At 69.9% G+C, this 23,095-nt stretch carries 21 protein-coding genes; 9 read left to right on the plus strand and 12 right to left on the minus strand.

From position 1 onward, the window contains the following. Positions 1-4: 4 nt before the first annotated feature. The 3 genes from ACN28F_RS14600 to ACN28F_RS14610 all read right to left on the minus strand — a co-directional run bounded on the left by ACN28F_RS14600 (position 5) and on the right by ACN28F_RS14610 (position 2,494). Positions 5-1,780: a hypothetical protein gene (locus ACN28F_RS14600; protein WP_421358217.1), complete on the minus strand. Its 1,776-nt coding sequence runs from the start codon at positions 1,778-1,780 to the stop codon at positions 5-7. After that, a complete protein-coding gene (locus tag ACN28F_RS14605; RefSeq protein WP_421358218.1) occupies positions 1,777-2,169 on the minus strand; it encodes a DivIVA domain-containing protein in 393 nt (130 codons plus the stop codon). The genes ACN28F_RS14600 and ACN28F_RS14605 overlap by 4 nt, the downstream gene beginning before the upstream one ends. A gap of 73 nt (positions 2,170-2,242) precedes the next feature. Continuing rightward, on the minus strand, positions 2,243-2,494 hold the full coding sequence (locus ACN28F_RS14610) for a hypothetical protein (protein ID WP_289208514.1): 252 nt from the start codon (positions 2,492-2,494) through the stop codon (positions 2,243-2,245). A gap of 391 nt (positions 2,495-2,885) precedes the next feature. On the opposite strand from ACN28F_RS14610, the gene ACN28F_RS14615 reads away from it, so the two are divergent. Then, positions 2,886-4,364 carry a DNA-binding protein gene (locus ACN28F_RS14615; protein ID WP_421358219.1) on the plus strand — a complete coding sequence of 493 codons (1,479 nt, stop codon included), beginning with the start codon at positions 2,886-2,888 and terminating at the stop codon, positions 4,362-4,364. Continuing rightward, complete coding sequence (locus ACN28F_RS14620; RefSeq protein WP_289208517.1) at positions 4,361-4,882, plus strand: NUDIX domain-containing protein; 522 nt, start codon at positions 4,361-4,363, stop codon at positions 4,880-4,882. Before ACN28F_RS14615 ends, ACN28F_RS14620 begins: the two co-directional genes overlap by 4 nt. Before the next feature lie 223 nt (positions 4,883-5,105). Here ACN28F_RS14620 and ACN28F_RS14625 read toward each other — a convergent pair whose 3' ends face one another. From ACN28F_RS14625 to ACN28F_RS14645, 5 genes are all read right to left on the minus strand, one after another. Next, complete coding sequence (locus tag ACN28F_RS14625) at positions 5,106-5,609, minus strand: hypothetical protein (protein WP_289208518.1); 504 nt, start codon at positions 5,607-5,609, stop codon at positions 5,106-5,108. Positions 5,610-5,613: 4 nt separating this feature from the next. Then, entirely contained in the window at positions 5,614-6,054 is a 441-nt protein-coding gene (locus tag ACN28F_RS14630; protein WP_289208519.1) for a helix-turn-helix domain-containing protein, read from the minus strand. Continuing rightward, on the minus strand, positions 6,051-6,419 hold the full coding sequence (locus ACN28F_RS14635) for a type II toxin-antitoxin system RelE/ParE family toxin (RefSeq protein ID WP_289208520.1): 369 nt from the start codon (positions 6,417-6,419) through the stop codon (positions 6,051-6,053). The genes ACN28F_RS14630 and ACN28F_RS14635 overlap by 4 nt, the downstream gene beginning before the upstream one ends. A gap of 416 nt (positions 6,420-6,835) precedes the next feature. Further along, entirely contained in the window at positions 6,836-7,201 is a 366-nt protein-coding gene (locus ACN28F_RS14640) for a DUF4180 domain-containing protein (protein WP_289208521.1), read from the minus strand. Next, entirely contained in the window at positions 7,194-7,676 is a 483-nt protein-coding gene (locus tag ACN28F_RS14645) for a helix-turn-helix domain-containing protein (RefSeq protein ID WP_289208522.1), read from the minus strand. Before ACN28F_RS14645 ends, ACN28F_RS14640 begins: the two co-directional genes overlap by 8 nt. A gap of 343 nt (positions 7,677-8,019) precedes the next feature. Here ACN28F_RS14645 and ACN28F_RS14650 point away from each other — a divergent pair, with 343 nt between their 5' ends. From ACN28F_RS14650 to ACN28F_RS14680, 7 genes are all read left to right on the plus strand, one after another. Further along, complete coding sequence (locus tag ACN28F_RS14650) at positions 8,020-8,436, plus strand: hypothetical protein (RefSeq protein WP_421361401.1); 417 nt, start codon at positions 8,020-8,022, stop codon at positions 8,434-8,436. After that, positions 8,436-9,890, plus strand: coding sequence for a hypothetical protein (locus ACN28F_RS14655; RefSeq protein WP_421358222.1), 1,455 nt, complete (start codon positions 8,436-8,438; stop codon positions 9,888-9,890). Before ACN28F_RS14650 ends, ACN28F_RS14655 begins: the two co-directional genes overlap by 1 nt. A gap of 8 nt (positions 9,891-9,898) precedes the next feature. Further along, positions 9,899-11,230, plus strand: coding sequence for a vWA domain-containing protein (locus tag ACN28F_RS14660; RefSeq protein ID WP_421361402.1), 1,332 nt, complete (start codon positions 9,899-9,901; stop codon positions 11,228-11,230). 52 nt (positions 11,231-11,282) lie between these two features. Continuing rightward, positions 11,283-12,398 carry an ATP-binding protein gene (locus ACN28F_RS14665; RefSeq protein WP_289208525.1) on the plus strand — a complete coding sequence of 372 codons (1,116 nt, stop codon included), beginning with the start codon at positions 11,283-11,285 and terminating at the stop codon, positions 12,396-12,398. Continuing rightward, positions 12,395-15,322: a DUF5682 family protein gene (locus ACN28F_RS14670; RefSeq protein ID WP_421358224.1), complete on the plus strand. Its 2,928-nt coding sequence runs from the start codon at positions 12,395-12,397 to the stop codon at positions 15,320-15,322. Before ACN28F_RS14665 ends, ACN28F_RS14670 begins: the two co-directional genes overlap by 4 nt. Before the next feature lie 307 nt (positions 15,323-15,629). Continuing rightward, the gene (locus tag ACN28F_RS14675) at positions 15,630-15,833 is read left to right on the plus strand and encodes a cold-shock protein (protein ID WP_282224881.1); all 204 of its coding nucleotides are present in this window, start codon (positions 15,630-15,632) and stop codon (positions 15,831-15,833) included. A 71-nt stretch (positions 15,834-15,904) separates the two neighbouring features. Beyond that, entirely contained in the window at positions 15,905-16,576 is a 672-nt protein-coding gene (locus tag ACN28F_RS14680; protein ID WP_289210756.1) for a class I SAM-dependent methyltransferase, read from the plus strand. Here ACN28F_RS14680 and ACN28F_RS14685 read toward each other — a convergent pair. The 4 genes from ACN28F_RS14685 to ACN28F_RS14700 all read right to left on the minus strand — a co-directional run bounded on the left by ACN28F_RS14685 (position 16,570) and on the right by ACN28F_RS14700 (position 23,043). Next, a complete protein-coding gene (locus ACN28F_RS14685; RefSeq protein ID WP_421358225.1) occupies positions 16,570-17,304 on the minus strand; it encodes a response regulator in 735 nt (244 codons plus the stop codon). The two genes, ACN28F_RS14680 and ACN28F_RS14685, sit on opposite strands and share 7 nt — an antisense overlap. 11 nt (positions 17,305-17,315) lie before the next feature. After that, positions 17,316-19,310, minus strand: coding sequence for a sensor histidine kinase (locus ACN28F_RS14690; protein WP_421358227.1), 1,995 nt, complete (start codon positions 19,308-19,310; stop codon positions 17,316-17,318). Next, the gene (locus tag ACN28F_RS14695) at positions 19,295-19,762 is read right to left on the minus strand and encodes a hypothetical protein (RefSeq protein WP_421358228.1); all 468 of its coding nucleotides are present in this window, start codon (positions 19,760-19,762) and stop codon (positions 19,295-19,297) included. The genes ACN28F_RS14690 and ACN28F_RS14695 overlap by 16 nt, the downstream gene beginning before the upstream one ends. Positions 19,763-19,860: 98 nt before the next feature. Then, complete coding sequence (locus tag ACN28F_RS14700) at positions 19,861-23,043, minus strand: hypothetical protein (protein WP_421358229.1); 3,183 nt, start codon at positions 23,041-23,043, stop codon at positions 19,861-19,863. Positions 23,044-23,095: the final 52 nt, after the last annotated feature.

Consider the following 23,095-nt stretch of genomic DNA (forward strand, 5'->3'; position numbering starts at 1 on the left):
CGTTTCAACCGCTGGCCCTGTCCGTGGGAAACAGGAGCCGGATGGTGGCAGGTTCGCCGGGGTGGGCGGCGGCGAGGCGGCGTACCTCGGTGATGAGGCCGGCCACGTCGGGACCGGGACCGGTCGTCGCCGGCTGTTGTGGGACGCACATCGGTTGTTCGGGGTCGGTGGGGACGGTGGCGCGCAGTGCCCCGTGCAGGTAGCGGTGGCAGAGCGCGACGGCTTCGGGCAGGCAGGCGCTGGTGGGCAGCGGGTCGACAGTCAGCGGGGTGGCCGGGTCGACGACCCGTACCGACCAGGTGTGGCCTTGCAGCAGTTCAGGTCGGCCGGTGTTGCGGCGGTGGTCGGTGACGGTGACGTCCAACGCGAGGCCGAGTCCGCGCACGACGGCGGCGAGTTCGTCGAGGGTGGGGCCGGGCCAGTGGTTGGCCCTGACCAGGAGTCGGCCGCCGTCGTTGGTGGCGGCGACTTCCCCGAGGTACGCGGCGACCGGGTCGCCGCCGTCGTGGGCCACCTGGCTGACGCCGAGGCGCAGGTGCTGGTCGACGACGTGTTCGCCGTCGATGTCGGTCAGGTCGGTCGGCTCGACGCCGAAGCCGGCCGCGAGCGGGCCGACCTGGTAGTGCTCGCTGAGCTGCCACACCGTGCTACCGGACGGCTGGTCGGTGTGCGTCCGCGTCGGGGGCTGGTGCTGTGGCCCGTCGTCGTCGGGTAGCCAGTTGCGGTGCACGGTCCGGCCGCGCAGGTCGGTGACGGTCAGCACCGCGCCGCGCCGGACCCGCCGGGTGCCGTAGCAGTCGGTGCAGTACGGCGGATCAGCCGTGCCGGCTGGGTTGGTGCAGCGCTGGCAGGGGTGGGTGGGGATCTGCTCGCCCCAGTACGCCGGGCGCGGTGGCTCCCAACCGCGCACGAACCGGCCGGCGGTGTCGGCGGGTCGCAGGCTGGTGTGCCACCAGTGTCGGTTGCGCCAGATCGCCTGCGCCCCGCCGTGTTGCTCGGCGTCGGCGAGCATCCGGCGTTCGAGCTGGTCGAGGTCGTGGCCGCCGGGGTGGCCGTCGAGCCCGACCGGCACCGCAGCCGGGGTGAGCGCACCCTCGGTCAGGTAGTGGGCGGGCAGTCCCGCGTTGGCGACCGTCAGGCCGGTCGCGGCCCGGTCGGCGGGGATGGTGGCGAGCGCCGTCGGCAGGTCCCCGATCCACCGGTGCTGATAGTCGGGCACCGCGCCGCCGGCAAGCTCGAACCGTACGTCCCAGCTCAGCCCGCGCCCGATGGAGCTGGGCCGCGCTTCGAGGACCAGGTCGACGTGCAGCTGATCGGCGAGCGCACACAGCCGGCCCAGCAGCCTGGCCGGCTCCCCCGGCGGCGGCGGTTCGCTGCTGCGGCCGATCAGGACCAGCCACGGTGTGCTGCGCCGGTCGGCGAGCGCGACGGCTTCCCACTTCCGGCGGTCCTGTTCCGGGATGTCGGGCTGCCACTGGATCGGCAGCGTCAGCCCGGACGACGGCAGTCGGCCCGGTTCGTCGGGGAAGTCCGGGTCGCGCAGCGTCGATGCGGCCACGCCCGCGTGGGTGGCCAGGTCGGTGACGATCGGGGCGTACGGCAGCCACCACGTGCCGCCCGGGGTGTGGATCGGCGTGAACGATCCGGGGACGAGGCTGGTGGAGGCGACCGCCCCGGTGTCCAGGTTTGCGACGGTGAAGACGAGTTGCGCCCGCCGACGCTGCGACCCGTACCCGATGACGTGGACCGGGCCGGCCGGAGTGGCGTTGACCCCGGTCACGCCGCCCCTGCCTGGAACTGTTGGAACTGCTCCGACTGCCAGTCCCGCAGCGCCTGCTTGATCCGTAGGTTCTCGTCCTGGGTGGAGCGCAGCTCGGCGCGCAGGGCGGTCAGCTCGTCGGCAACCAGGTGCAGGAAGCTGCGTACCTCGGTGGGGTCGCAGCCGCGCCGGACGCGGTCGCCGAAGGCGCGGTCGCGGACCATGCCGGGGCTGATCGACGGCCGCACCGGCCTGCCGTAGTAGTGACCGACGGTGTTCGGCACCGGCCGACGCTGGCCGGCGGCCTGCGCCGCGTTGCGGCGGGTGTGCTCGGCCAACTCGTCGAGCAACCGCCGGTGCCGGCGGCTGCGCAGCGGCGGCCGGCGGAACAGGTCAAACAGTCTGCGCACGGCAGGACCACCTTTCAATCAAGGGGGTACGGGTGGAGAAGGTGCGATGCATGTCGTGGTGTTGCCGCCCTGGTCAGCGGCGTCGGTGGGGTGCGAAGCGCAGGCCGGCGCGTTGGACGAAGATGTCGCGGCGTTCACGGGCTTCCCCGCCGGGTCCGAGCACGTAGCCGGCGAGCCAGACCCAACCGTCGTACGTCCAGCCCTTGTCCACCGTCGTCACCCGGAACCGGAAACCTCGGCCGGCCGCGAACTGCACACTCGCCCGCCCATCGATGACCAGCTCGTCACCGGGCCGGGGATCGGCAGGTGAACGGCCGGCCGGCACGCTACCGATGGGCCGCCGGCAGCTTCGTGGGGAGGAAGTCGAGGAGTCCGCGCACGGCAGGACCGCCTTTCACACTCGCTGATCAGTCATGGTCTTCGGGTGGAGCGGGTGGAAGGGCGGCCCGACCCCGAACGGGGGTGCGGAGGTCGGGCCGCCCGCCCTGCACGCGCAGCCTCAATCGGCAGTACGCCCACAGGGCCGTCGAGTCTGGACCTTGTCGTCCTCCCTGGTTGGGGACAGGTCCGGTAAATCGATAGTGGGGCCGCTCGGTCGTACCGGACATGACCGCAGGCGTATACACGCCATACATGCCGCGTATGCGGTGCAGCGCGTAGGCTGATCCCGCTCTAGAATTGCTGATCAGGATGCCGCTTCGAGGATCAGGACGATCATGGACGCGAACCGCAAGGCGCGTTACTGCCGTTGCGGAACGCGCCTCGCCCGAGACAACAAGAGCGAGCGGTGCGCGCCGTGTCAGGCGAAGGCGCGCGCGTTCGCCATCCAGCCGCCGGAGTCGCCGGATGACTTCTGGGATACCGATCAGTTCCGGGACGCGTTCCGAGCGCAGCACATCGGCCACGTCTCGCGCGCGTACCGCAAGCACCCAAAGAACATCGCCTTCTACGGAAAGGATGGCGTTCCGCAGAGCGTCGTCGGCGGATGGCTCGGCCTGACACAAGCCCAGATCAGCCGCATCGAGAACGGCCCGCCGGTTCGACATCTCGACAGCCTGACGCACTGGGTCCGCACGCTCAGGATTCCTGAACAGCTTCTGTGGTTCAAGCTGCCCAGCACATCGTCTGCGAGCGACGACTCTCGTATGGTCGATACGAAGGTGGAGGCAGTACCGAGACAAGCAGTGCCGGCACCGGCCCTGCTTCAGCCTCCGTCGTCCGGCCTGCCGCAGGTTCGTGGCAATGGCTACGCGTCCGCAATGCAGTCGTTCCGAGCGGCGGACCGCCAAGTCGGCGGCGGTCACCTCTACGCTACGGTCGTACAGTACCTGCAAGCCGAAGTCGCACCATGCATGTTCGGAGTCGACCAGAGCAGCGATGGGCAGTTGGCGTTCACGGCCGCAGCCGCCTTGACCGAGATGGCCGGGTGGATGGCTCACGACGCCGGTCGGGACCAGGCCGCCGAACAGCACTTTGCGTGCTCACTCGAACTGGTCAAACTCGGAAACGACCGGCAGCTCGGCGTGCACATCCTCGCCAGCCTGAGCCACCTCGCGCACCATCGGGGCAAACCGGTCGACGCTCTCCAATACGCACGACGAGGCCGTGAGACGCTGTCGTGCGGTCCGCGGTCGCCCGAACTCGAAGCTCGCCTCCTCGCGATGCAAGCCCGTGCCTTCGCCGCGCTGAGACAACCGGACGACTGCGCACAGCACCTCATTGAGGCAGAGCGGGTGCTTGAAGCAGAGCCGGCCGAGGAACGGTCGCCGTGGGTCAGCCACTTCGATGAAGGCTCGCTGGCCAACGAGGCCGCCCGGTGCTTGCGCCAGCTTGGCGACCTAGGCCAGGCGAAACGGCAGGCCGAGCGGGTCGTCGAACTACGGCCGGGAGACCGCACGCGAAGTCGCGCATTCGGACAGCTCATCCTCGTGACTGTGCTCGTAGCCCAGGGTAGGCCCGAGGAAGCTTGTGCCGTCGCTCAAGAGGTGCTGGACGCTACCCGGCAGCTAGGTTCCTATATCGTCGTCCAGCAGCTTCTTGATCTCAGGCGTTTGCTCGAGCCACACCGGAGTGCTCGGGTAGTGGCCGAGTTCCTGAGTTGCCTTGATGAGGCGCTACGTGAGCGGGCGTGGCTATACCAGTGGCGTACCCAGGACGAACGTAGCGGGCCATCGAGGCTTGGGGAGAGATCGTGAGCGATGATGCTCCGCTGTATGAGCGTGACCCGGAGGCGTGGCGGGCGCATCTGGCGGAAGGCAACGCCAAACAGCCACGCAAGCGTGTAAGTGCTGACGCACTCATCCGGGACCGGAAGGGACGGATCCTCCTCGTTGACCCGCAGTACAAGCCGGACTGGGACCTGCCCGGCGGCATGGCGGAAGCCAACGAGCCGCCCCATGATGCCGTTCGCCGCGAGCTCCGAGAAGAACTCGGCCTGGACGTGCATATAGCCAGGCTGCTGGTGGTCGATTGGGTAGCACCACACGGCCCCTGGGACGACCTACTCTCGTTCATCTTCGATGGCGGCGAGCTGACCGATGAGCAGATTGCCGGACTCAAGATCTCGGATACCGAGCTGGCTGCGTTCGAGTTCTGTACGCCGGAACAGGCACAGCAGCGGCTCCGGCCCTACGTCTGGCGACGCGTTGCCGTAGCGCTCGATGCACTGGGGAGCGGGGACATGCTTTATATCCAGAATGGGTACATGAGATAGCGCATGAAACGCCTTAAAAGTCGCTACCGCGCACCGGCGAGGTTGGATAATCGATAGCACTCTCATCGCGCCTGCCGACTAAACGTAGCTAGCGGCACCAAAACAAGGATACGCCACTCAACGCTTTCCAGCAGTTGTCATGCCGTGAGCCTAGCTTCAGCAGGCTGCACCAGCCTTCACGGAAAGCTGCACCACCATACTCAAGCCCAAATCAGCCATCAAGTCAAGGCCTTCTTCCCGTTGCTGACGACGGCACCCTTTGGCCATCCTGAAGCAATCCCAAAGTTAGGGCAGGAAAACCTAGTCGCAGCGTCATAGAGCTTACAGCCTCTCTTATATACGGGTATGCAACATAAACCGCTATTTTATCTCCAAACTCCTCCAGAACTTCAGATCCCGGTAGCTGGAAGTCCTTTTCCGGCATATACTCAGAAACAAGATCAAGCTCTATGCGAGCGAGTTCAACCGAGTCAGCTTCTGGATGAGCCACTTCACCACGAGCCGCACTCGACGAATTTCCGTAAAGTTCACATTTAACCTTGAATCTGTAGAGCAATTTATTTGACCGGATCGCGTAGGAAACCTCTACTTCTATTCCCATGCGCTCAACATGACGCAGTTGCTTCAAGTCAGCCGACAGTCGCGTAAAGAAGATATTTCCCAGCTCAACTCGACTAGATATTTCGTCGAGCACAGTTTGATCATTTCCTGACATGAGAATCCGCATCTACTCAATCAGCCGTAGCGAAGGATTGGAACAACTTCGACGTGGATGCGGAGCGCCAGTCGATGGCCTCCAACTCGACCGGCGACAACCGGGAGGGCGACGAATACGACTCGACTTTTTGCCTAGACGCGCGCCACTCACGATCCATTTCTTCGACAGCAGCCGATCTCTGCGTCCCAACTTTTACGACCTCGATCGCCAACTCACTTCCCATTTCATGAAGATACTCGGCGAGAGTCGACACCCGAAGGTTGCCATCACTACGGAAAACCTGATTCACTGCCGACTTGCGAACTCCAAGTCTTCTTGCCAATTCCACCTGCGTCAATCCCGATCGCTCCAAAGATCGGTGAAGGATTTTGAGTACTTGATACCTGAGTCTCGCCGCCGACAACGCGCGGCTTCCCTCCCTCGTTGACGAAAGCCGGTCGTAAAGATAGCTCATTTTAAATCCTCCTTTCGGACCCAGATAGCACAATCGATCTCCTTACGCGGCGTCTTTGCGGTGGCCTTTATGAAGCCGTGAGTTAATCGTATCGCCCTGCTCGCAAAAGGAATTTGCGTCCAATAGAAGGGCAACCTCACCCTCTCGGCTTTTATTTCCCAAATATCAGACCGTAACTCATTGAGTTCCCTCGGGATCGGAAGAGTCCCAGTCCTCGCCAGATCCTCAAATCGCAGGGCAATCGCCGCAAGAAGGTCCATCCCGGACACTCTTCGCAGGCCGTCCCGGAATTTCCTACCCGCTAGCGATTCGAAGAACTCTTCCACCAGCACCTTCCCCGAAGAGAGTCTTGCCCCTTCTACCATCAAACGCCCTCCTCGCTGGTAGCAGGTGCGCCCACAGTCTTCGCAGGTGGTGCGGCCAAGTACAGTCAAGACTGTACCTCCTAGGGGTCATACAAACCAGAGTTTCAAGTACTTCGTGCCTCCTTGGGCTTACGCAGCGTAGATCGATAGCAGGCAGCCTGTCGCCCCCTGTCGATCGATCAGCGACCGTCCATAGGCGAACGGCTCGATGGCCCGCCCGAAAGTTGGAGGTGTCCCTGCTATCCCGGAATCGTCGAGTGGCAGGTGATCGCCCCGGGCCTCATGCGCATATGCAGCAATCATGATGGAGTTCGTCAACACCGGGTCTGCTGATCTTCCTCGGCACCAAGGCCAGCCTTGCGGGCTGTCGCCACTCCCCATCACAGTTGATCAATTATCGTCACCTGTAACTGGCGTCAACTGCCAGCGAGCCGGGCGGCGAGGGCGTCGAGGTCGTCGACGAACCAGACCTGCCGGCCCCGGTTCGACTCGGTCACCAGGTCGTGCAGTGCCGTACTGCCCGCCGTGTATGCCGCGATGTCGCCGACGACGACCAGCCGCAGCCGGTAGTTGACGAACTTCTGCATGATGCCGCCGGCGACCCCGTTACGCAGGGCGAAGAAACGGCCGTCCAGCCGCTCGACCGGGACGGCGACGACGTCGGCACCGGCGAAGGCTGCACCGATGACGTCGAGGGCGTCCTGCTCGCTGGCGATCGGCGGCCCGTCGGCGGCGCAGACCAGCACCGGTACGCCGGCCACCTCGATGATCTCGTCAGCCATCGCCGTCATCCCCCGTCCCTTCAGCAGTGCTCGGGTGGAACATGCCGCTGCCCGGTCTCGTCATCAGGTCGATGGTGGACAGGATCGCCGCGACGTCAGCCGGGCCGCCGAAGACGACGATCTTCAACCGGGCGCGCGCCGGGTCGTACCCGGTCTGCAGCCGCAGCGGCGGCTCGGCCGACGCCCCGCTGCCGCCCTGCGCCCCGGCGACGAGCAGGGTGGCGAGCCGGTCGGCGGCGGCGGCATCGACGCCGTCGAGGTCGACGACCGCCGACACCTCGACGACCGGGCGACCCGGTTCGCTCACTTTCGGTGATCGGCCGGTGAAGGCGTCGAGGTCGGCCTGCGCGATCCGGTACTGCTTCCCGATCCGTACGGCCGACAACCGGCCGCCACGGATGTAGCCACGCACCGTACGCACGTGCAGGTCGAGCCGCTCCGCGACCTGCTCGACGGAGAGCCACTGCGTACTCATCAGTCCCTATCGTCATTCTCTTAGATGCGGAAAGAGAAGTTTAGCGTACAGCCGCCTTTGCGCGACGCGTCGGCACCACCCGTCGCCGCCGGTCGCGGCCGATCGCAGCCGGTCACCGGCGGTCGCCCTCGATTTGTCGCACCGGTTCGATACAACTTCTCGCGTACGGATCACCCGATCCGCAGCGGGGCCGCCGTCGGTGACGGCGGGTGACCGCTGCGGTCGACCATGCCTGGAGGGCAACTCAGTGGATGCGGACGACGCCGCCGTCGAGCGGCGCAGCACGGCGCGGGTGGTGCCCGCAACACGACCCCGCAAACTGACGAAGGTGCCCTTCGTCGAGATGGCCGACGGACGCCTGCAGGGCGTCGTGTCCAGCGGATCGGACATCGGGCGGGTCTACGTGTCGTCGATCGCCGCCGGCACGCACGAGCTCAGCTGCAGCACCAACAACAACCGGCCGTGCGGCGGTCTGCACGGCGCGGCCTGCAACCACATCGTCCTGCTCGCCGAGGAGGCGATCGTGCAGTACGGCGCCGAACCCGTACTCCGCTTCCTCCGGATGGAGATCGACAGCGAGGTCACGATGGGCCACCAGATCGTCTGGAGCCTGGACCGCTACGTCAAGACCGCGGCCGAGTCACCGGCGGCGGCCGTGTTCAGCCGGTTCCTGCGCCACCTGTCCTACCTGGAGCTGCCCGGCAGTGCCGAGCCGCTGCCGGAGCTGCACTGGTTCCCGGCCGGGGCGGTGGCGGCCTGATGCGCGGCACACAGCTCGCCGAGCTGACCGGCGGCGTACCGGCCGGAGTGACGCAGGCGTGGGACGTCGTCGACGGCTTCGACCGGGCGCTGGTCGCCGGGCTGAGCCGGCTCGGCCCGGAGCAGACCACCGCGCTGACCGAGGTCGCCGCAGCGGTCGCCGCGACGCCGCTCGGTGCCGCCGTCGCCGAAGCGGTCGACAAGGTGGCGGCCGGTTCCGTCGGCGACGAACAGCTGCTGCGGCTCGCCGGGGCCCGTACGGCGATCGTCGGTGCCGTCCACGACGCGCTGCGCGACCAGCTCGACGGCGCACTCGGCCGGCCCCGGCCCGGCTGGTCGGTGCCGACCGCCGCCACCGGGGCGGTCGACGGCCGGCTGCTCGCGGCCCGCTCCTGGCTGGCCGAACTGGTCATCACCGGCTGGCGCAACGTCGACCACGACCTGGTGTCGACCAGCCAGCAGGCGCTGCACGCGCTGCTGGCCGAGCCGACGCTGCGCCGCTGCGCGGTGCTGCTCGACGGGTTCGCCGCCGAGCTGGCCTACGCCAGCCCGGTCGCCACCCTGGACCGGTTGCCGGTGCGCCGGTGGGCCGACCTGTGGACCCGCAGCATGCTGCTGACCAGTCCGCCGGGTGCGCCGGCCGCACCGGAACCGGTCTCCGGCCGGCTGCTGCCGCTCGGCGTCGACGTGCACGAGCACGGCACCGCCGTGGCGCTGCAGGTGCACGCCCTGCTCGAATCCGGCGGCGAGCCGCCGCGACTGGTCCGGCTGACCGTCTCGGCCGCCAAGGTCGACACCATCGTCGGCCCGGTGCTGTGGCAGCTGTTCGGCGACCATCCGGTGCTGCTGGCCGCGCTCGCCGGCCGGCTCAGCCTCGACGTCACCGACATGCTCCTGCACCCCAGCGGTGACCTGGTGTGGCGCGACGAGCAGGCCCGGCCCGGCGGGCCGGCCGACCCGTTCGCCGTGGCCCGGGTGCAGCTCGGCGAGGCGGTGGCACCGGCCGTACCGCCGCTGGACCGGCATCCGGCCACGATCGCCGAACCGGTGCTGCTGGAGGGCTACACGGTCGACACCGACGCCCGCCTGACCTTCGACGTCGACGGGTCCCGGATCGCGGTCGCCGTCGACCGGCTGCCGGCCTGCGGCCCGCTCACCGCCGACCTGGTCGCCGGCTCGACGGCCTGCCTCGGGCTGCTGCGCTGGGACGCCGGCGCCGGCGCCGGCGCCAACGACACCGACGGCAGCGACGGCGGTGGCAGTGGCGGCAGTGGTGGCGGCTGGTCGGTGCAGCCGATCGGCGTACAGGCCACGGTGAAGCGCAAGTCGGTCGCCGTACACACCGGTGACTGGGCGCAGGGCCCGACCGACCCGAAGGTGGCCAAGGCGGTGGCCCGCTCCGGCGACCCGATCGCCGTACTGCGGGAACGGGCGGGACGGTTACTGCGCAAATGACCACTGAGATCACGAACCATCACGAGAACCGCCGGCAGGTGCTCTACTGGCGGCTGCTGGCCCGGCTCTTCGACGGCCAGGAGCAGGCCACCCTGGAGCGGGCCAGCATGTCGATCGTCGACGACATCGGGTTGCCGGCCGCCGTACTCGACCCGTCGGTCTCCATCGACACCGTCGTGCAGCGGTTCCCGGAGCTCGCCGAGGAGCTACCCGGCCTGCTCGCACCGCCGGCCGACACCGACACCGAGGCCGGCACGGCCCCCGACGAGGACGACACTGCCGACGCCGACGCGGGCCAGGTCGGTGCCGACGAGGTACGCCGGGCCGCGCTCGCCGCCAAGCTGCTGCTCAACATCTTCGCCACCGGCAGCGGCGAGGTCTCCGCCACCCAGTTGGCCGGCTGGCAGTCCGACGCCGGCTGGTACCAGCAGGCCTGCGGTGCGCAGCCGGGCCGCCGCGACGGGCTGCTCGGCACCATCGAGGCCGACCTGGTCCGCCGGATGCGGCTGCGGGAGGTGCTGGCCGACCCGGCGTTGGCCCGCCAGCTCACCCCGAGCATGTCGCTGATCGAGCAGCTGCTGCGGGACAAGTCGAACCTGTCCGGGGTGGCGCTGGCCAACGCCAAGGCGCTGATCCGGCGGTTCGTCGACGAGGTCGCCGAGGTGCTCAAGACCCAGGTGCAGCAGACCAGCGTCGGCACCATCGACCGGTCGGTTCCGCCGAAGCGGGTGTTCCGCAACCTGGACCTGGACCGCACCATCTGGAAGAACCTGCCGAACTGGAGCCCGAGCGACGAACGGCTCTACGTCGACCGGCTGTTCTACAAGCAGACCGCGAAGCGGACCACCCCGGCCCGCATGATCGTCGTGGTCGACCAGTCCGGCTCGATGGTCGACGCCATGGTCAACTGCACCATCCTGGCCTCGATCTTCGCCGGGCTGCCCAAGGTGGACGTCCACCTGGTCGCGTACGACACCCGGGCGCTGGACCTGACGCCGTGGGTGCACGACCCGTTCGAGGTGCTGCTGCGTACCCAGCTCGGTGGCGGCACCGACGGAATGGCGGCGCTGGAGCTGGCCCGACCCAAGATCGTCGACCCGCGCAACACCGTCATGGTGTGGATCTCCGACTTCTACGAGTGGAAGTCGCAGGAGGTCTTCGACGGGCTGCAGGCGGTGCACCGCAGCGGTGCCAAGCTGATCCCGGTCGGCTCGGTCTCCAGCGGCGGCCAGCAGAGCGTCAACCCGTGGTTCCGCCAACGGCTCAAGGACCAGGGCACCCCGGTGCTGTCCGGGCACGTCCGCAAGCTCGTCGTCGAGCTCAAGAACTTCCTCACCTGATCCCCCGTTCCGCTCGCCGCACGAGCACCTTCGACTAGGAGAACCCGCACCCATGACCGCAGAGATGCTGCGCGCCCCCGCCGAGATCAAGTACGCCGAGGAGCTCGACTGGCTCGAATCGATCGACGACGGCCCGAAGCCGTTCAGCTGGCGGCTCAGCCCGAAGATGGTCCGCACCTTCATCCTGGGCTCCGAGCCGGCCGACGGCCTCGACCGGCAGGTCCCGCAGAAGTGGTTCGGTGACCGCAGCTTCGTCGAACGCAGCATCGTCACCCTCGCCTCCGACCGTGGCCTGCTGCTGATCGGTGATCCGGGCACCGGCAAGAGCTGGCTGGCCGAGCTGCTGGCCGCCGCGATCAGCCGAAACTCGACCCTGGTGGTGCAGGGCACCGCCGGCACCACCGAGGACCACATCAAGTACTCGTGGAACGTCTCGATGGTGATCGCCAAGGGCCAGTCCCGGCAGTCGATGATCCCATCGCCGATCATGACGGCGATGGAGCAGGGCGTGATCGGCCGGTTCGAGGAGCTGACCCGCTCCACCAGCGACGTCCAGGACGCGCTGATCTCGATCCTGTCCGAGAAGTACGTCTCCATCCCCGAGCTGGACTCGGACAACATCGTCTTCGCCCAGCCCGGCTTCTCGATCATCGCCACCGCCAACAGCCGGGACCGGGGCGTCAACGACCTGTCGTCGGCGCTGAAGCGGCGGTTCAACTTCGTCCGGATCCCGGTGGTGACCAACAAGCGCAGCGAGGCGGAGATCGTCAAGTTCCGTACCACTGAACTGCTGCGCCGCCACCAGATCGACCTGGAGGTGCCGCCGACCCTGCTGGACGTGCTGCTGCAGAGCTTCGCCGACCTGCGTACCGCCGCCGCGTCGGCGACCAGCGACGACGAGAAGTTGGAGTCGGCGCTGTCCACCGCCGAGCAGATCGGGGTGCTGGAGGACGCGATCCTGCACAGCCAGTTCTTCGGCGACCGGACCCTGCGCGCCGAGACCCTGGCCAGCTCGATGGTCGGCTCGCTGGCCCGGCGCAGCCCGGAGGACCTGGCGATCCTGAACAAGTTCTGGCACGGGGTGATCGAGCCGCGCAGCAAGGCCGACGGCGGCGAATGGTCGGCGTTCCTCGAAGGCGGCCGCCAGAGCATCGCGACCCTGTCATGAGCGCATCGTCGGACAGCCGGTTCGGGGCGTTGCGGGAGCAGTTGGCGGACGCCGCGACGGCGTTCGCCGACAGCCCGGACGCGCTGACCGGCATCCTCGCCGGCATGGTCGACGACGTCGACCGGGCACTCGCCGAGGAGCTGGAGATCTTCCCGGTCAGCCACCACTCGCCGTCCTCGGCGTTGGCGATGGTCCGCCGGCTGCGGGAGAAACAGCCCAAGGTGATCTACCTGGAGCTCTGCGAGGACCTGCAACCGCTACTGACCGAGCTGCGCAACTGCGAACTGCCGGTGGCGTTGCAGGCGTTCGCCAGCGACCTGGCCGGCTTCCCGGCCGGGTCCGGCCCGCTGAGCGTGATCGCCCCGATCACCGAGGCGTCGGCCGAGTACCAGGCGATCGCGTACGCCCTGGAGACGCCGGGGGTGGAGCTGCTGCTGGTGGACCGCTCCGCCGACCACGTCTTCCAGTGGCAGTCGCCGCCCGACGAGGACGGCACGGCGACGGCCCCGGCGACGGACGCCGACGACCCGGCCGACCCGACTCAGGTCGACGAGAAGGCCCTGCACGGTGACGCCGTCGGGCTGGAGATCGGCGACCTGCGGCCCGGGTTCGCCGAGCTGGAGGCGTACCTGCTGCACCACGGCAAGGTGCGGCACTGGTCGGAGTGGTGGGACCAGTACGTCGAGCAGCCGCTGATCGGCGCCGACCATGACACGTACCGGCAGGTCATGGTCATGATCGGCAGCTTGTTCCGGCGGCTGCGGCCGACCGACACCGCGCGTGCCGACCGCGACGAGGACCGGGAACGTTTCATGTGGACCCGGATGCGCGAGCACCTCGCCAGCTCGGGTGCCGACCCGGCCGACTGCCTGTACGTCTGCGGCGCGTTCCACGCCGCCAGCCGCGTCGAGCAGTTCGGCGTACGGTCGACGGCACCGTTCGAGATCACCGAGCGGACCGGCACCACGTGGCGGTACGGGCTGATCCCGTCCAGCCACTCGGCGATCGAGGCACAGTTCGGGCTGGCCGGCGGTGCGGTGTCGATCGCCGCCGCGACCTGGCAGAAGGCGCTGACCGCCGGCCGGGTCACCCCGTACCGGCTGGCCGGGCAGGCCGGTGGCCGCAAGCGGCCGGCCCGCAAACCGAAGGCCACCGCGCCGGCCGCTGCCGGTACGGCGACCGCCGGTGACCGGCTCAGCGGCTTCCTGGCCACCCCGGCCCGCCCCGGCGAGCTCGACGAGGCCGAGCTGCTCGGCTGGTCGGTCGACATCGTCCGGCTGGCCCGGCGCAACGGCTACCTGGCCAGCACGGCCGACGCGATCGCCGTGGTCGAGACGTCGGTGCTGCTGGCCGGGATGCGCAACCGCCGTCGGCCGACGCCGTACGACTTCGCCGACGCCGCCGTCACCTGCATCGAGAAGGACGTGGTGCCGGGCCGGCGCGACGTCCGCCGGCTCTGCGAGATCATGTTCGGCGGCGACCGGCTGGGCCGGGTCGGCTACGACGCGTTGCCTCCGTTGGCTCGCGACGTGCACGACCGGTTGGCGCCGCTCGGGCTGGACCTGCAGAAACGTACGGTCCAGCGGGCGTTGCTGGATCTGCACGGTCAGCCGGAGCTGCAACCCTGCTCGGATCTGCTGTGGATGCTGCGTCGGCTGCTGCCGCCGGAGGCGGTACGGCCGATCATGGGCGAGCGGCGGCTCGGTGAACGGTCCGTGCAGGAGAGCTGGGACGTCGCGATCGGTCGCCACCAGCGGTCGATCATCGAGCTCGGCTACGAGGGCGTCACCATCGAGCAGGTGCTGGAGCAGCGGCTACGCAAGGCGGCCTGGGATCCGCAGGCCACGGCGGCGAAGGCCCTCGCCGCCGTGGAGGACTCGCTGCTGTACCTGACCAACCGGCGGTTCACCGACGAGCTCGGGGCCCGCGCGGTGCAGCTGCTGGCCGCCGAACGTACCGTCGACGACGCCCCGGAGGTGCTGTACCGGATCCGGCAGCTGCTGGCCTACTACCGCACCAGCGGTACGGCCGAGCTGCCGGAATGGTGTCAGGCGTTCGTCACCACCGGGTACGCCCACTACTGCACCCTGCTGCCGACGGCGTTCGTCGACGACGAGACCGGGCTGCGTCAGGTGGCCGCGATGTTGGGCTTCCTGATGAGCATGGAGAGCCTGGCGATGGCGCTCGGCTGCGACCGGGCCCAGCTGGAGCTGGCGGTACGCCAGTCCCATCCGGAGTCGCCGGCGAAGGTGGCGTTGCTCTGGGCGGCGCAGTCCCAGCTCGGTCAGCTGCCGTTGACGCAGTTGCGGGAACGCTGCACCGAGCTGTTGGCCAGTCCGCTGACCGTCGGCGCGTTCCCGCACTATCTGAGCGGGTTCGTGCAGGCGTTGGAGCCGGTGCCGACGTTGGCGCCGTTCGTGGTGGAGGTGTTGTCGACGGCGTTCGGGAAGCTGCCCGACCGGGTGCTGCTGCCGTGGTTGCCGACGTTGCTGACCACGCTGCGCGAGCAGGCCGGCGAGTTGCTGCCGGTGCTGGTACGCGAGGCTGGCCGGACCTTCCCGGCGGCGCTGCCGGCGGTGGACGCCTGGACGCCGCCGTGGGTGTCGGCGGGCGCGCCCGCGCCAGCGGCGGGTCCGTCGTCCGGACCGGAGATCACCCGGTACGCGATGACCGGACCGGTGCCGCAGCTGCTGACCGGTTTCCCGCTGACCGCCGGCGCGGTGGCGGACCTGTTCGACTGCGCGGTCGCGCCGCCAGCCGACGGCCGGTCGGCCGGCGGCGGGCTGTCGACCGGCGGCCGGTCGGGCAGTGACCAGGACGACGACGGGTCGACCGGCGGGCAGCACCGGGTGGAGCTGGTTGCTCTGCTCGATGCCCATCCGGTGCCGGCCGGCGCGGCGGCCACCCTGCTCGGGGTGGGCTGAAGTCGCACCGGTCACGGCTCACCTCGGGTACGTCCCCGGTGACCCCCGCCTTCCCGGGCGCGGGGTCACCGGGCAGGGGCAGGCGCGCAACGCGCCGACACCGTCGCCCCGGCTTGGGCCCACCCGGAACTCCGCGACATGCTAGGTTTGCGGCGTTGCAGTTGATTTCCTCATGCCCCCTGCCTGACTGCGGGTGGCAGCAGCCGGGCGTTTGGCAGTTCCTGCCGCTCTCTCCGGACGGAGATTGATGAGTGCGGCAGAACAAGGGGTCCGCACGTCGCGGACCCGTCACCGGCAAGGAGTAGACATGGCAACCGGCACCGTGAAGTGGTTCAACGCTGACAAGGGCTTCGGCTTCATCACCCAGGACAGCGGCGAAGCCGACGTCTTCGCCCACTTCACCGCGATTGCGTCCAGCGGATTCCGCACCCTCGAAGAGAACCAGCGGGTGGAGTTCGACGTCGAGCAGGGGCAGAAGGGCCTGCAGGCGGCCAACATCCGGGTGATCTGAGGTTGTCCCCGTCCCTTGGGACGCGGCCGTCGACGGCGTCGTCGTCCCAGGGCGGGCCTTCCCCTGACCCCCTGCAACGGCAACTCTTCCACGATGCCGCCGGCACCGACACCGGCGGCGCGGACCAGCTCCGGCTGACCAGTGTGCCGCTCGCGGCCGAGATCCGGCTCTTCCTCGCCGACGATCCGACGCTGCTGTGGGCCCGGCTGGAAGCCGCCGCCGGCCACCGGCTTCCGCCGCCGTACTGGGCCTCGGCCTGGGCGGGTGGCCAGGCATTGGCCCGCTACCTGCTCGACCATCGCGAGGTGGCCGCCGGGCGGCGGGTCCTCGATCTTGCTTCCGGGTCCGGTCTGGTCGCGATCGCGGCGGCCATGGCCGGTGCCGCGACGGTCACCGCCAACGACATCGACCCGTACGCGGCGACCGCGATCGCGCTCAACGCCGTGGTGAACGACGTCGTGCTCACCACCACGGTCGACGACCTGCTCGACGGCACCGTCGCCGAGGTGGACCTGGTGCTGGTCGGCGACGCGCTGTACAACACCGAACTCGCCACCCGGGTCCTGCCGTTCCTCGACCGGCTCGCCGACCGCGGCGTGCACGTGCTGGTGGGGGATCCGGGCCGCGGTCACGGCGGACTCGACCGGCTCGCCCCGATCGTCAGCTACGAAGTCGCCACGGGTGCCGCCGAGGACTCGTTGATCGACCGCACCCAGGTGCTGACTCTGCTGCCGCGTCACTGAACCTGACGGCCCGGCGGCGTCATCCCGGCGTCGCGGGCCAGCAGCGCCGCCTGTACCCGGTCGCTCACCCCGAGCTTGGCGAAGACGGCCGACACCTGGTTGCGTACCGTCTTGTCGCTGACCCCGAACCGCCGGGCGATCTGCGCGTTGCCTTCGCCTGCGGCGATGTGCCGCAGGATTTCCCGTTCCCGCGCGGTGAGCTGGTGCAACGGCGACGGCAACCGCGCCGCCGAACCCGCCGAACCTGCCGGCGACCGGCCGGTCAGGCCCGGCAGGCCTGCCGGGGCCGGGTCGGCCAGGCCCGTCAGCCGGACCCCCGGGCCGAGCACCAGCCCACCGGCGGCGACCGTCCGCAGCGCGTCGACCACCACGTCCGGGTCGGTGTCCTTGAGCAGGTAACCCCGGGCACCGGCCTGCAGTGCGCGGGCGACCAGCGCGTCGTCGTCGGCCATCGTCAGCATCAGCACCGCCGTACCCGGTCGGTGCCGCAGGATCCGCGCGGCGGCCTGCACCCCGTCGCCGTCGGGCAGGGCGATGTCCATCGCGACCACGGTGACCTGTTCGTGGGCGACTGTGGCGAGCGCGTCGGCGCAGGACGCCGCTTCCAGCACCCGCGCTACCCACGGCTCGCCGTCGAGCATCGCCCGCAGGCCCCGGCGGACCACCGGATGGTCGTCCACGATCAACACCCGGGCCAGGTCCGGCCCGCCCGGCGCAGCATCGTCCACGTGGCCTCCCATCAGATCCGGTGCGGCACCGGCAGGGTCACCCGGACCACGGTCCCGCCGTCCGGTCCGTCGCCGATCTCGCAGCCGCCGCCCAGTTCGGCGGCCCGCTGCCGGATCGACTCCAGCCCGACCCCGCCGGGCCGGGGCCGGGCCGCGCCGATCCCGTCGTCGACCACCTCGACCCGCAACGTACCGCCGTCGCGGCCGACCCGGACCTCGCAGCGGCCGGCACCGGCGTGCCGGGCCACGTTCGACAGGGCCTCGGTGACGATCCGGTACGCCGCCACCTCCACCGCCGCCGGCAGTTCCCGCAGGTCGTCGCCGAGGGTCAGCCGTACCCGCAGGGTCGCACCGTCGAAACGCTGACACTCGGCCCGCAGCGCCGACGCGAGCCCCTGGTCGAGCGCGGCCGGTCGGAGCTGGTCGACGAGCCGGCGCACCTCGGCCGTACCGGACCGCAGGTCCTCGGCGAGCCCGTCGAGGATCGCCGCCAGGCGCGGCGTACCGCCAGCCATTCTGCTGGCCGCCCGTACCTGCATGGACATGCCGGCGAAGGTCGGACCGAGACCGTCGTGCAGGTCCCGGCGCAGCCGGCGGCGTTCCTCCTCGCGGGCCAGGACCAGGCGCTCGCGGGAGTCCCGCAGGTCGCGGATCAGCCGGGCGGTGGCCACCGCGACCGCCGCGTGCCGGGCCACGTCGCCCAGCAGCCGGTGTTCCACCGGGGTGAACCGCTCGCCGGGGCGCCGGTGCGCCACCACCAGCTGACCGACCCGTTCACCGTGGTTGACCATGTCGAAGCGTTCGACCGACCCGGTCGGCTGGCCGTGCACCGCCTCGGTCAGCTCGGCGCCGGCCGGCTCGTCGACGGCCACGGCGCCGGCCGGCTCGTCGACCTCGACGGCGACATAGGGCACCTGCAGCGACCGGGCGATGGTGCCGATCAACAACGCCGGTACGGCGTCGGGCTGCACCGTGTCGGCCAGTAGCCCGCCGAGCCGGGTCAACACCCCGTACGGGTCGTCGCGCTCGCCGTACAGCAGCCGGTTGACGCCGCGCTGCACCCGGTGCCGCAGCGGTTCGAAGGTCACCGCGATCAGTCCGGTGGCCGCCAGTGACGCCGTCGACGTGTCCCCGGCGAGCAGGACGTCACGCAGCAGCGCGACGACGGCGACGAACCCGGCGATCACCAGCAGGCTCATCACCGTCCACACCAGTGCCCGGTTGATCACCTGTTCCAGCTGGTAGAGCCGGTAGCGCAGCACCGCCAGGGTCAGCCCGGCGGGGATGGCGACGACCATCAGCACCCAGGCACCGGTCAGGTTCAGCCCGTCGAGCACCAGACCGAGCAGGAACACCGCGCCGGCCACCAGCAGGCAGGCCAGCTGCTGGCGGGTCACCCCGGTGGCCCGCCGCCACCGCCCGGCCAGCGACACCAGCACCGCCGTCACCGCCAGCAACTGCCCGGCGATCGCCAGCAGCGCCACCCGTACCAGCAGCTGCGACCGGCCGGTCGCGGCGGTCTCGCCGCGCAGCAGCAGGTCGAACGGCGCGTCGACGGCGGCGACGGCGAACGCCACGGTGGCCACCGCGCCGCCGCCGGCCAGCACGCCGGCGACGGCCCACCACCGCCGGCCCGGCAGCCGTCCGTCGGGGAACAGCAGCAGGGCGAGAAAGACCAGGGTGTACGGGGGCCACCACAGCCACTGTGCCGTCCAGGCCGCCGGCAGCCACGACGACCAGCTCAACGCGACCAGTTCGACGGTGGACAGTGCGCCGGCGGCGAGCATCAGCCGCCCGACGGGGTGGGCGGGGACGCCGGCGAGCACCAGTGCGCCGAGCGCGGTGAACGCGGCCGCGACGGCCGCTGTCAGCGCGCCGGGTCCGATCAGGGCCGCGTCCCGCTGCAGCAGCAGTCCGGCCACGGTGAGCACCGCGACGGCGGCCGTCGCCCCGGCGGTCAGCCAGCGGCGACGGCCCGGGCGAGGGCCGGTCAGTGCGTCGCCCATCCGGCGGCGTGCATCGCGTTGTGCAGGAAGTTGCCCCGGTTGCCGTGCTGATGCCACGGCATCAGGTCGATGTCGTCGGTCAGGCTCGCACCGAGCTGCGGCAGGGTCGCTACCGCCTCGGCGACGCTGAGCCGGGCCTGGGCCGCCACTTCCGGGTGGCGCAGCAGGAACCCTTCGACGTGGTCGCGGACGGCCTGCAGCCGCTGCTGCACGGCCGTCGGGTCGACCGGCCCGCCGGCCGGGGCCAGCCCGGTCAGCTGCCACTGTGCGTCGAACACCGGCGCGAGTCGGCGGCCGGTGGTGTCGAAGAACTCGACAGCACCGCCGAACTTGTCGCCGTCAGCCGGCTCCGCGAGCAGCTCCGCCAGGTCGGCGTAGGTGTGCGCGAAGGTGTCGTCGGCGGCGATCAGCAGGATCCGGCCGTCCGGTCCGGCACCACTGTCCAGAGTCATCGGAAACTCCTCGGTCAAGATCGTATGTCGATTGTGCTGGGCGGGGGCGGGTCGGGACGCCCCCCGGTCGTCCCGACCCACCCCGGCCGGTCGGGCCGTCAGTGCAGGTTGGCGTCGACGGCCCGGGTGTGATCGACCAGCGCCGTCACCTTCGGCAGGCCTTCGACGTGGCTGCCGGCCGCGATCCGCCCCGACCAGTACGCGTACCGGTCGGCGAGCAGCCCGACCCGGATGTTGCCGACGCTGAACAGGCAGCCGGCGATCGTGTCCCGTGGCCGATCGGGCGTGTCGGTCAGTGGGCAGGCGCTGCCGTACTGCGGCTGATTGGTCCGGGGGTCGAACCCGGACATGTCGTCGGCGCAGGGGTCCCACACCTGCCCCTGCCGGCAGTTGTCGTAGTTGCCCAGCGCGTGCCGGAAGGCGTTGGAGAAGTGCTGGTTGGGCGCCTGGCTGGTGTCGGTGCGGGGCCGGGTCCAGTCGCTGGGCAGCGCCCGGGTGCCGAACAGCATGCCGTTCATCGCGTCGTCGGACTCCAGCGCGCCGGCCCAACCCAGCTCGGAGTACGCCTGCAGCATCCGGACGGCCCTGGTGACGTCGCGGCCGCGTTCCCAGAGGATCCGCGAGTTGTCCCAGCTGTGTCCGCCGGCCGGCGGGGTGATGCCGCTGCCGTCGACCAGCACCCGGTAGAAGAAGCGCTGCCGGCCGGCGAGCATGGCGGCGGCCTTGGCCCGGGCGGTGGTCGTCGCGGCGGCGACCGGGGCGACCGGGGCGGTCTCGAAACTCGCCCGGTAGCTGGCATTCCACAGCTGGTTGAGGTAGTAGACCTCGTCGCGGCAGTAGCCGCTGGGCACCGGGGACCGTACGTCCCAGGAGCAGTAGACGCCGACCGGGAAGACCTTGGTCGCGGACTGCGCCACCTGCCAGTCACCGCCGCGCCATTTGACCCGCGACCGTACGGTGACCTGCAGGTCGCCGCTGGTGGTGTGGAACCGCGGGCCTTCGTTCTCGACGACGTTGACGAAGTTCGCCTCGTAGCAGGTGTGGAACTGGGGCCGCTGGGCGGTCGGCAGGCCGTGGTCGGCCAGGTGGTACGCGTTGGGCAGGGTTGCCCGCAGCAGCGTCGCCGGTACGGACCGGGTGCCCTGGGTGCCGGAGCAGGACGACATCGTCGACGTCTCCGGGATGCGGGTCGCGACCGCCTGGTCGGCGGTGCCCCACAGGTCGTACTGCGGCAGCGGCACGTCGTGGCCGTTCCACCTCACCGCCGCCTCGATCTCCTTCACCTGGGCGGCCCAGGCGGTCAACGCGGTGCGGTAGTCCTGGACCAGGGTGTCGAACAGCTCGTTGGTGGCACCGTCGTCGCCGGGGGCGCTGAACTGCCGTACCAGGTCGTTGATGTCCTCCCCGGTCTTGGCCACCGCGTCCGCGCGGGCACTGCTCACCCGGGCCGCGTACTGCGGGTTCTCCAGTTGCAGGATGTTGTAGGTCCGCGCGGCGGTGCTCCACGCCGCCGGGTTGGCCACCCGCTCGTTGGGCAGGTCCGGTTCGATCCGCTCGTTGGCCCAGCTGGTCAGGTAGTTGATCGCCCCTTCGGGCAGGTAGGTGTCGAGCACCGCGACCGGGTCGGCCAGGCTGGTACCGGCCGGCGCGGTGTACGTCCCCTCACCCAGGGCGTCGACGGTGGCGAACTTGAATGTGGGTGACTCTGCTTTCGGGTAGTAGATGGTGTCGTAGTCCGGGATCGGCACCCCGGCGATCTCCTTGTGGTGCACGTACGTGGTGATCACCGTGTTGAGCTCGGACTTCGCGATGTTCTGCAGGGCGACGTGAACCGCCAGCGCCAGTGAGTCGATCTTGCGTTCGACGACCTGCAACTGGGTGGCGATGTGGCCGATCCGGGCGCGGACCTCCGCGACCGAGCGGGTCAGCTCGGTCAGCATGCCCACCAGGTCGGTGTACATCGTGTTCAGCGCGGTCTCGATCCGGTCGAACCGCTGGGTCATCCCCACGGCGAGCTGGTTGATCTGCTTCTTCAGGTTGGCGATCTCGCCGAGGATGAGCGTGTTGGGGTCGGGTCCGCCGCCGGTGAAGAGGGTGACCAGGCTCATCGCCGCGCCGAGCAGGTTGCCGGTGAGCACCGCGGTGCCCATCGCGGTCGCCGCCGCTGTCAACCCCTGCCCGAGCACCGTCGTCAGGTACGAGTTGATCGCGGTGACCGAGGTGACCACCGCCTTGCCGATGGTCTGCAGCTGCTTGCCGAAGCGTGGGTCGACGAAGCCCATCAGGGTGGACAGCACGTTGACCGTCTCACCGAGACCTTCGAAGATCTTCTTGTTGCTCTCGGTCTTGATCCGTTCGGCCTCGCGGGTGGCGGCGTCCGGCTTCGGATCCTGGTTGAGCACGTACGTGGTGGAGTAGGCGACCACTTCGGTGATCCGGGTGTCGCCGTCGGCGTGCAGCACCGTCAACACCCGGGTGGCCTGCTGTTCGACCAGCGCCTGGTAGGTGGCGGCGGCACCGCTCGCGGCCCGCAGCGACGCCATCGGTACGTAGTGGCCGAGCGTGCCGGGGTTGCCGGACCTCGGCGGGTGCACCTGCACGGCCAGCAGGGTCGACTCGTCGGCCCGTACCCCGGTGCCGGTGCGGGCGGCGAACGCCGCGTCCCAGCCGGCGGCCAGGGCGTCGTCGGTGGCTGCCCGCTGGTGCAGGGTCCGCCAGGTCGCGCCGGCGACGTCACGGACCTGGGTGTTCCAGGCGGCGTCCTGGTAGCCGCCCCGGATCAGGTCCAGCGCGTTCTGCACCACGTTGGCGCCTTCGGTGCCGACGGTGCTGGTCAGGAACGCCCGGACCGCCGGACCGTCCACCGTGGCCGGGCTGCCCTCGGCGGCGAACCTCGCCAGCACCGCCGAGGCCAGCGCGAACCGGGTCTGCTGGTCGCCCCGACCGTCCGGTACGGCCTGGTCGGCCAGGGTCCGCACGGTCGCCGCGTGCGCGGCCACGTCGCCGCTGCTGGCGGCCGGGTTGGCGGCCCGCCAGTCCAGCAACTCGGCGGTGATCAGGGCGTTCTTCAGCCCGGCGGTGTCCGGGCCGGTCAACGCGACGGCGGCGGCGAACAGCGCCGCCTGTGCCCGGCTCTCGTCGAACGCCACCGGGTCCGCCGCCCGTACCGGTGTCTGTTGCGCCGTCACCACCATCAGCCCGGCGAGGACGGCGGCGACGCCGCGCCCCCACCGACCGGTGCCGGGCCGTCCGGGCCCGCGCGGTCTCTGTCTGGTACGCACCACATGCTCCTTCGGCAAGGCGGGCCGTTGCCTGGCCCGCTTCCTGTGGCGC

The sequence above is a fragment of the Solwaraspora sp. WMMA2101 genome (assembly GCF_049179175.1).
Classification (GTDB): Bacteria; Actinomycetota; Actinomycetes; order Mycobacteriales; family Micromonosporaceae; genus Micromonospora_E.

Bases quoted from the DNA above. Each gene is read 5' to 3' on its own strand.
- ACN28F_RS14615 (WP_421358219.1), top strand. From the start codon at position 2,886: ATGGACGCGAACCGCAAGGCGCGTTACTGCCGTTGCGGAACGCGCCTC.
- ACN28F_RS14625 (WP_289208518.1), bottom strand. From the start codon at position 5,609: ATGCGGATTCTCATGTCAGGAAATGATCAAACTGTGCTCGACGAAATA.
- ACN28F_RS14630 (WP_289208519.1), bottom strand. From the start codon at position 6,054: ATGAGCTATCTTTACGACCGGCTTTCGTCAACGAGGGAGGGAAGCCGC.
- ACN28F_RS14635 (WP_289208520.1), bottom strand. From the start codon at position 6,419: ATGGTAGAAGGGGCAAGACTCTCTTCGGGGAAGGTGCTGGTGGAAGAG.
- ACN28F_RS14640 (WP_289208521.1), bottom strand. From the start codon at position 7,201: ATGGCTGACGAGATCATCGAGGTGGCCGGCGTACCGGTGCTGGTCTGC.
- ACN28F_RS14645 (WP_289208522.1), bottom strand. From the start codon at position 7,676: ATGAGTACGCAGTGGCTCTCCGTCGAGCAGGTCGCGGAGCGGCTCGAC.
- ACN28F_RS14650 (WP_421361401.1), top strand. From the start codon at position 8,020: ATGGCCGACGGACGCCTGCAGGGCGTCGTGTCCAGCGGATCGGACATC.
- ACN28F_RS14655 (WP_421358222.1), top strand. From the start codon at position 8,436: ATGCGCGGCACACAGCTCGCCGAGCTGACCGGCGGCGTACCGGCCGGA.
- ACN28F_RS14665 (WP_289208525.1), top strand. From the start codon at position 11,283: ATGACCGCAGAGATGCTGCGCGCCCCCGCCGAGATCAAGTACGCCGAG.
- ACN28F_RS14670 (WP_421358224.1), top strand. From the start codon at position 12,395: ATGAGCGCATCGTCGGACAGCCGGTTCGGGGCGTTGCGGGAGCAGTTG.
- ACN28F_RS14675 (WP_282224881.1), top strand. From the start codon at position 15,630: ATGGCAACCGGCACCGTGAAGTGGTTCAACGCTGACAAGGGCTTCGGC.
- ACN28F_RS14690 (WP_421358227.1), bottom strand. From the start codon at position 19,310: ATGGGCGACGCACTGACCGGCCCTCGCCCGGGCCGTCGCCGCTGGCTG.
- ACN28F_RS14695 (WP_421358228.1), bottom strand. From the start codon at position 19,762: ATGACTCTGGACAGTGGTGCCGGACCGGACGGCCGGATCCTGCTGATC.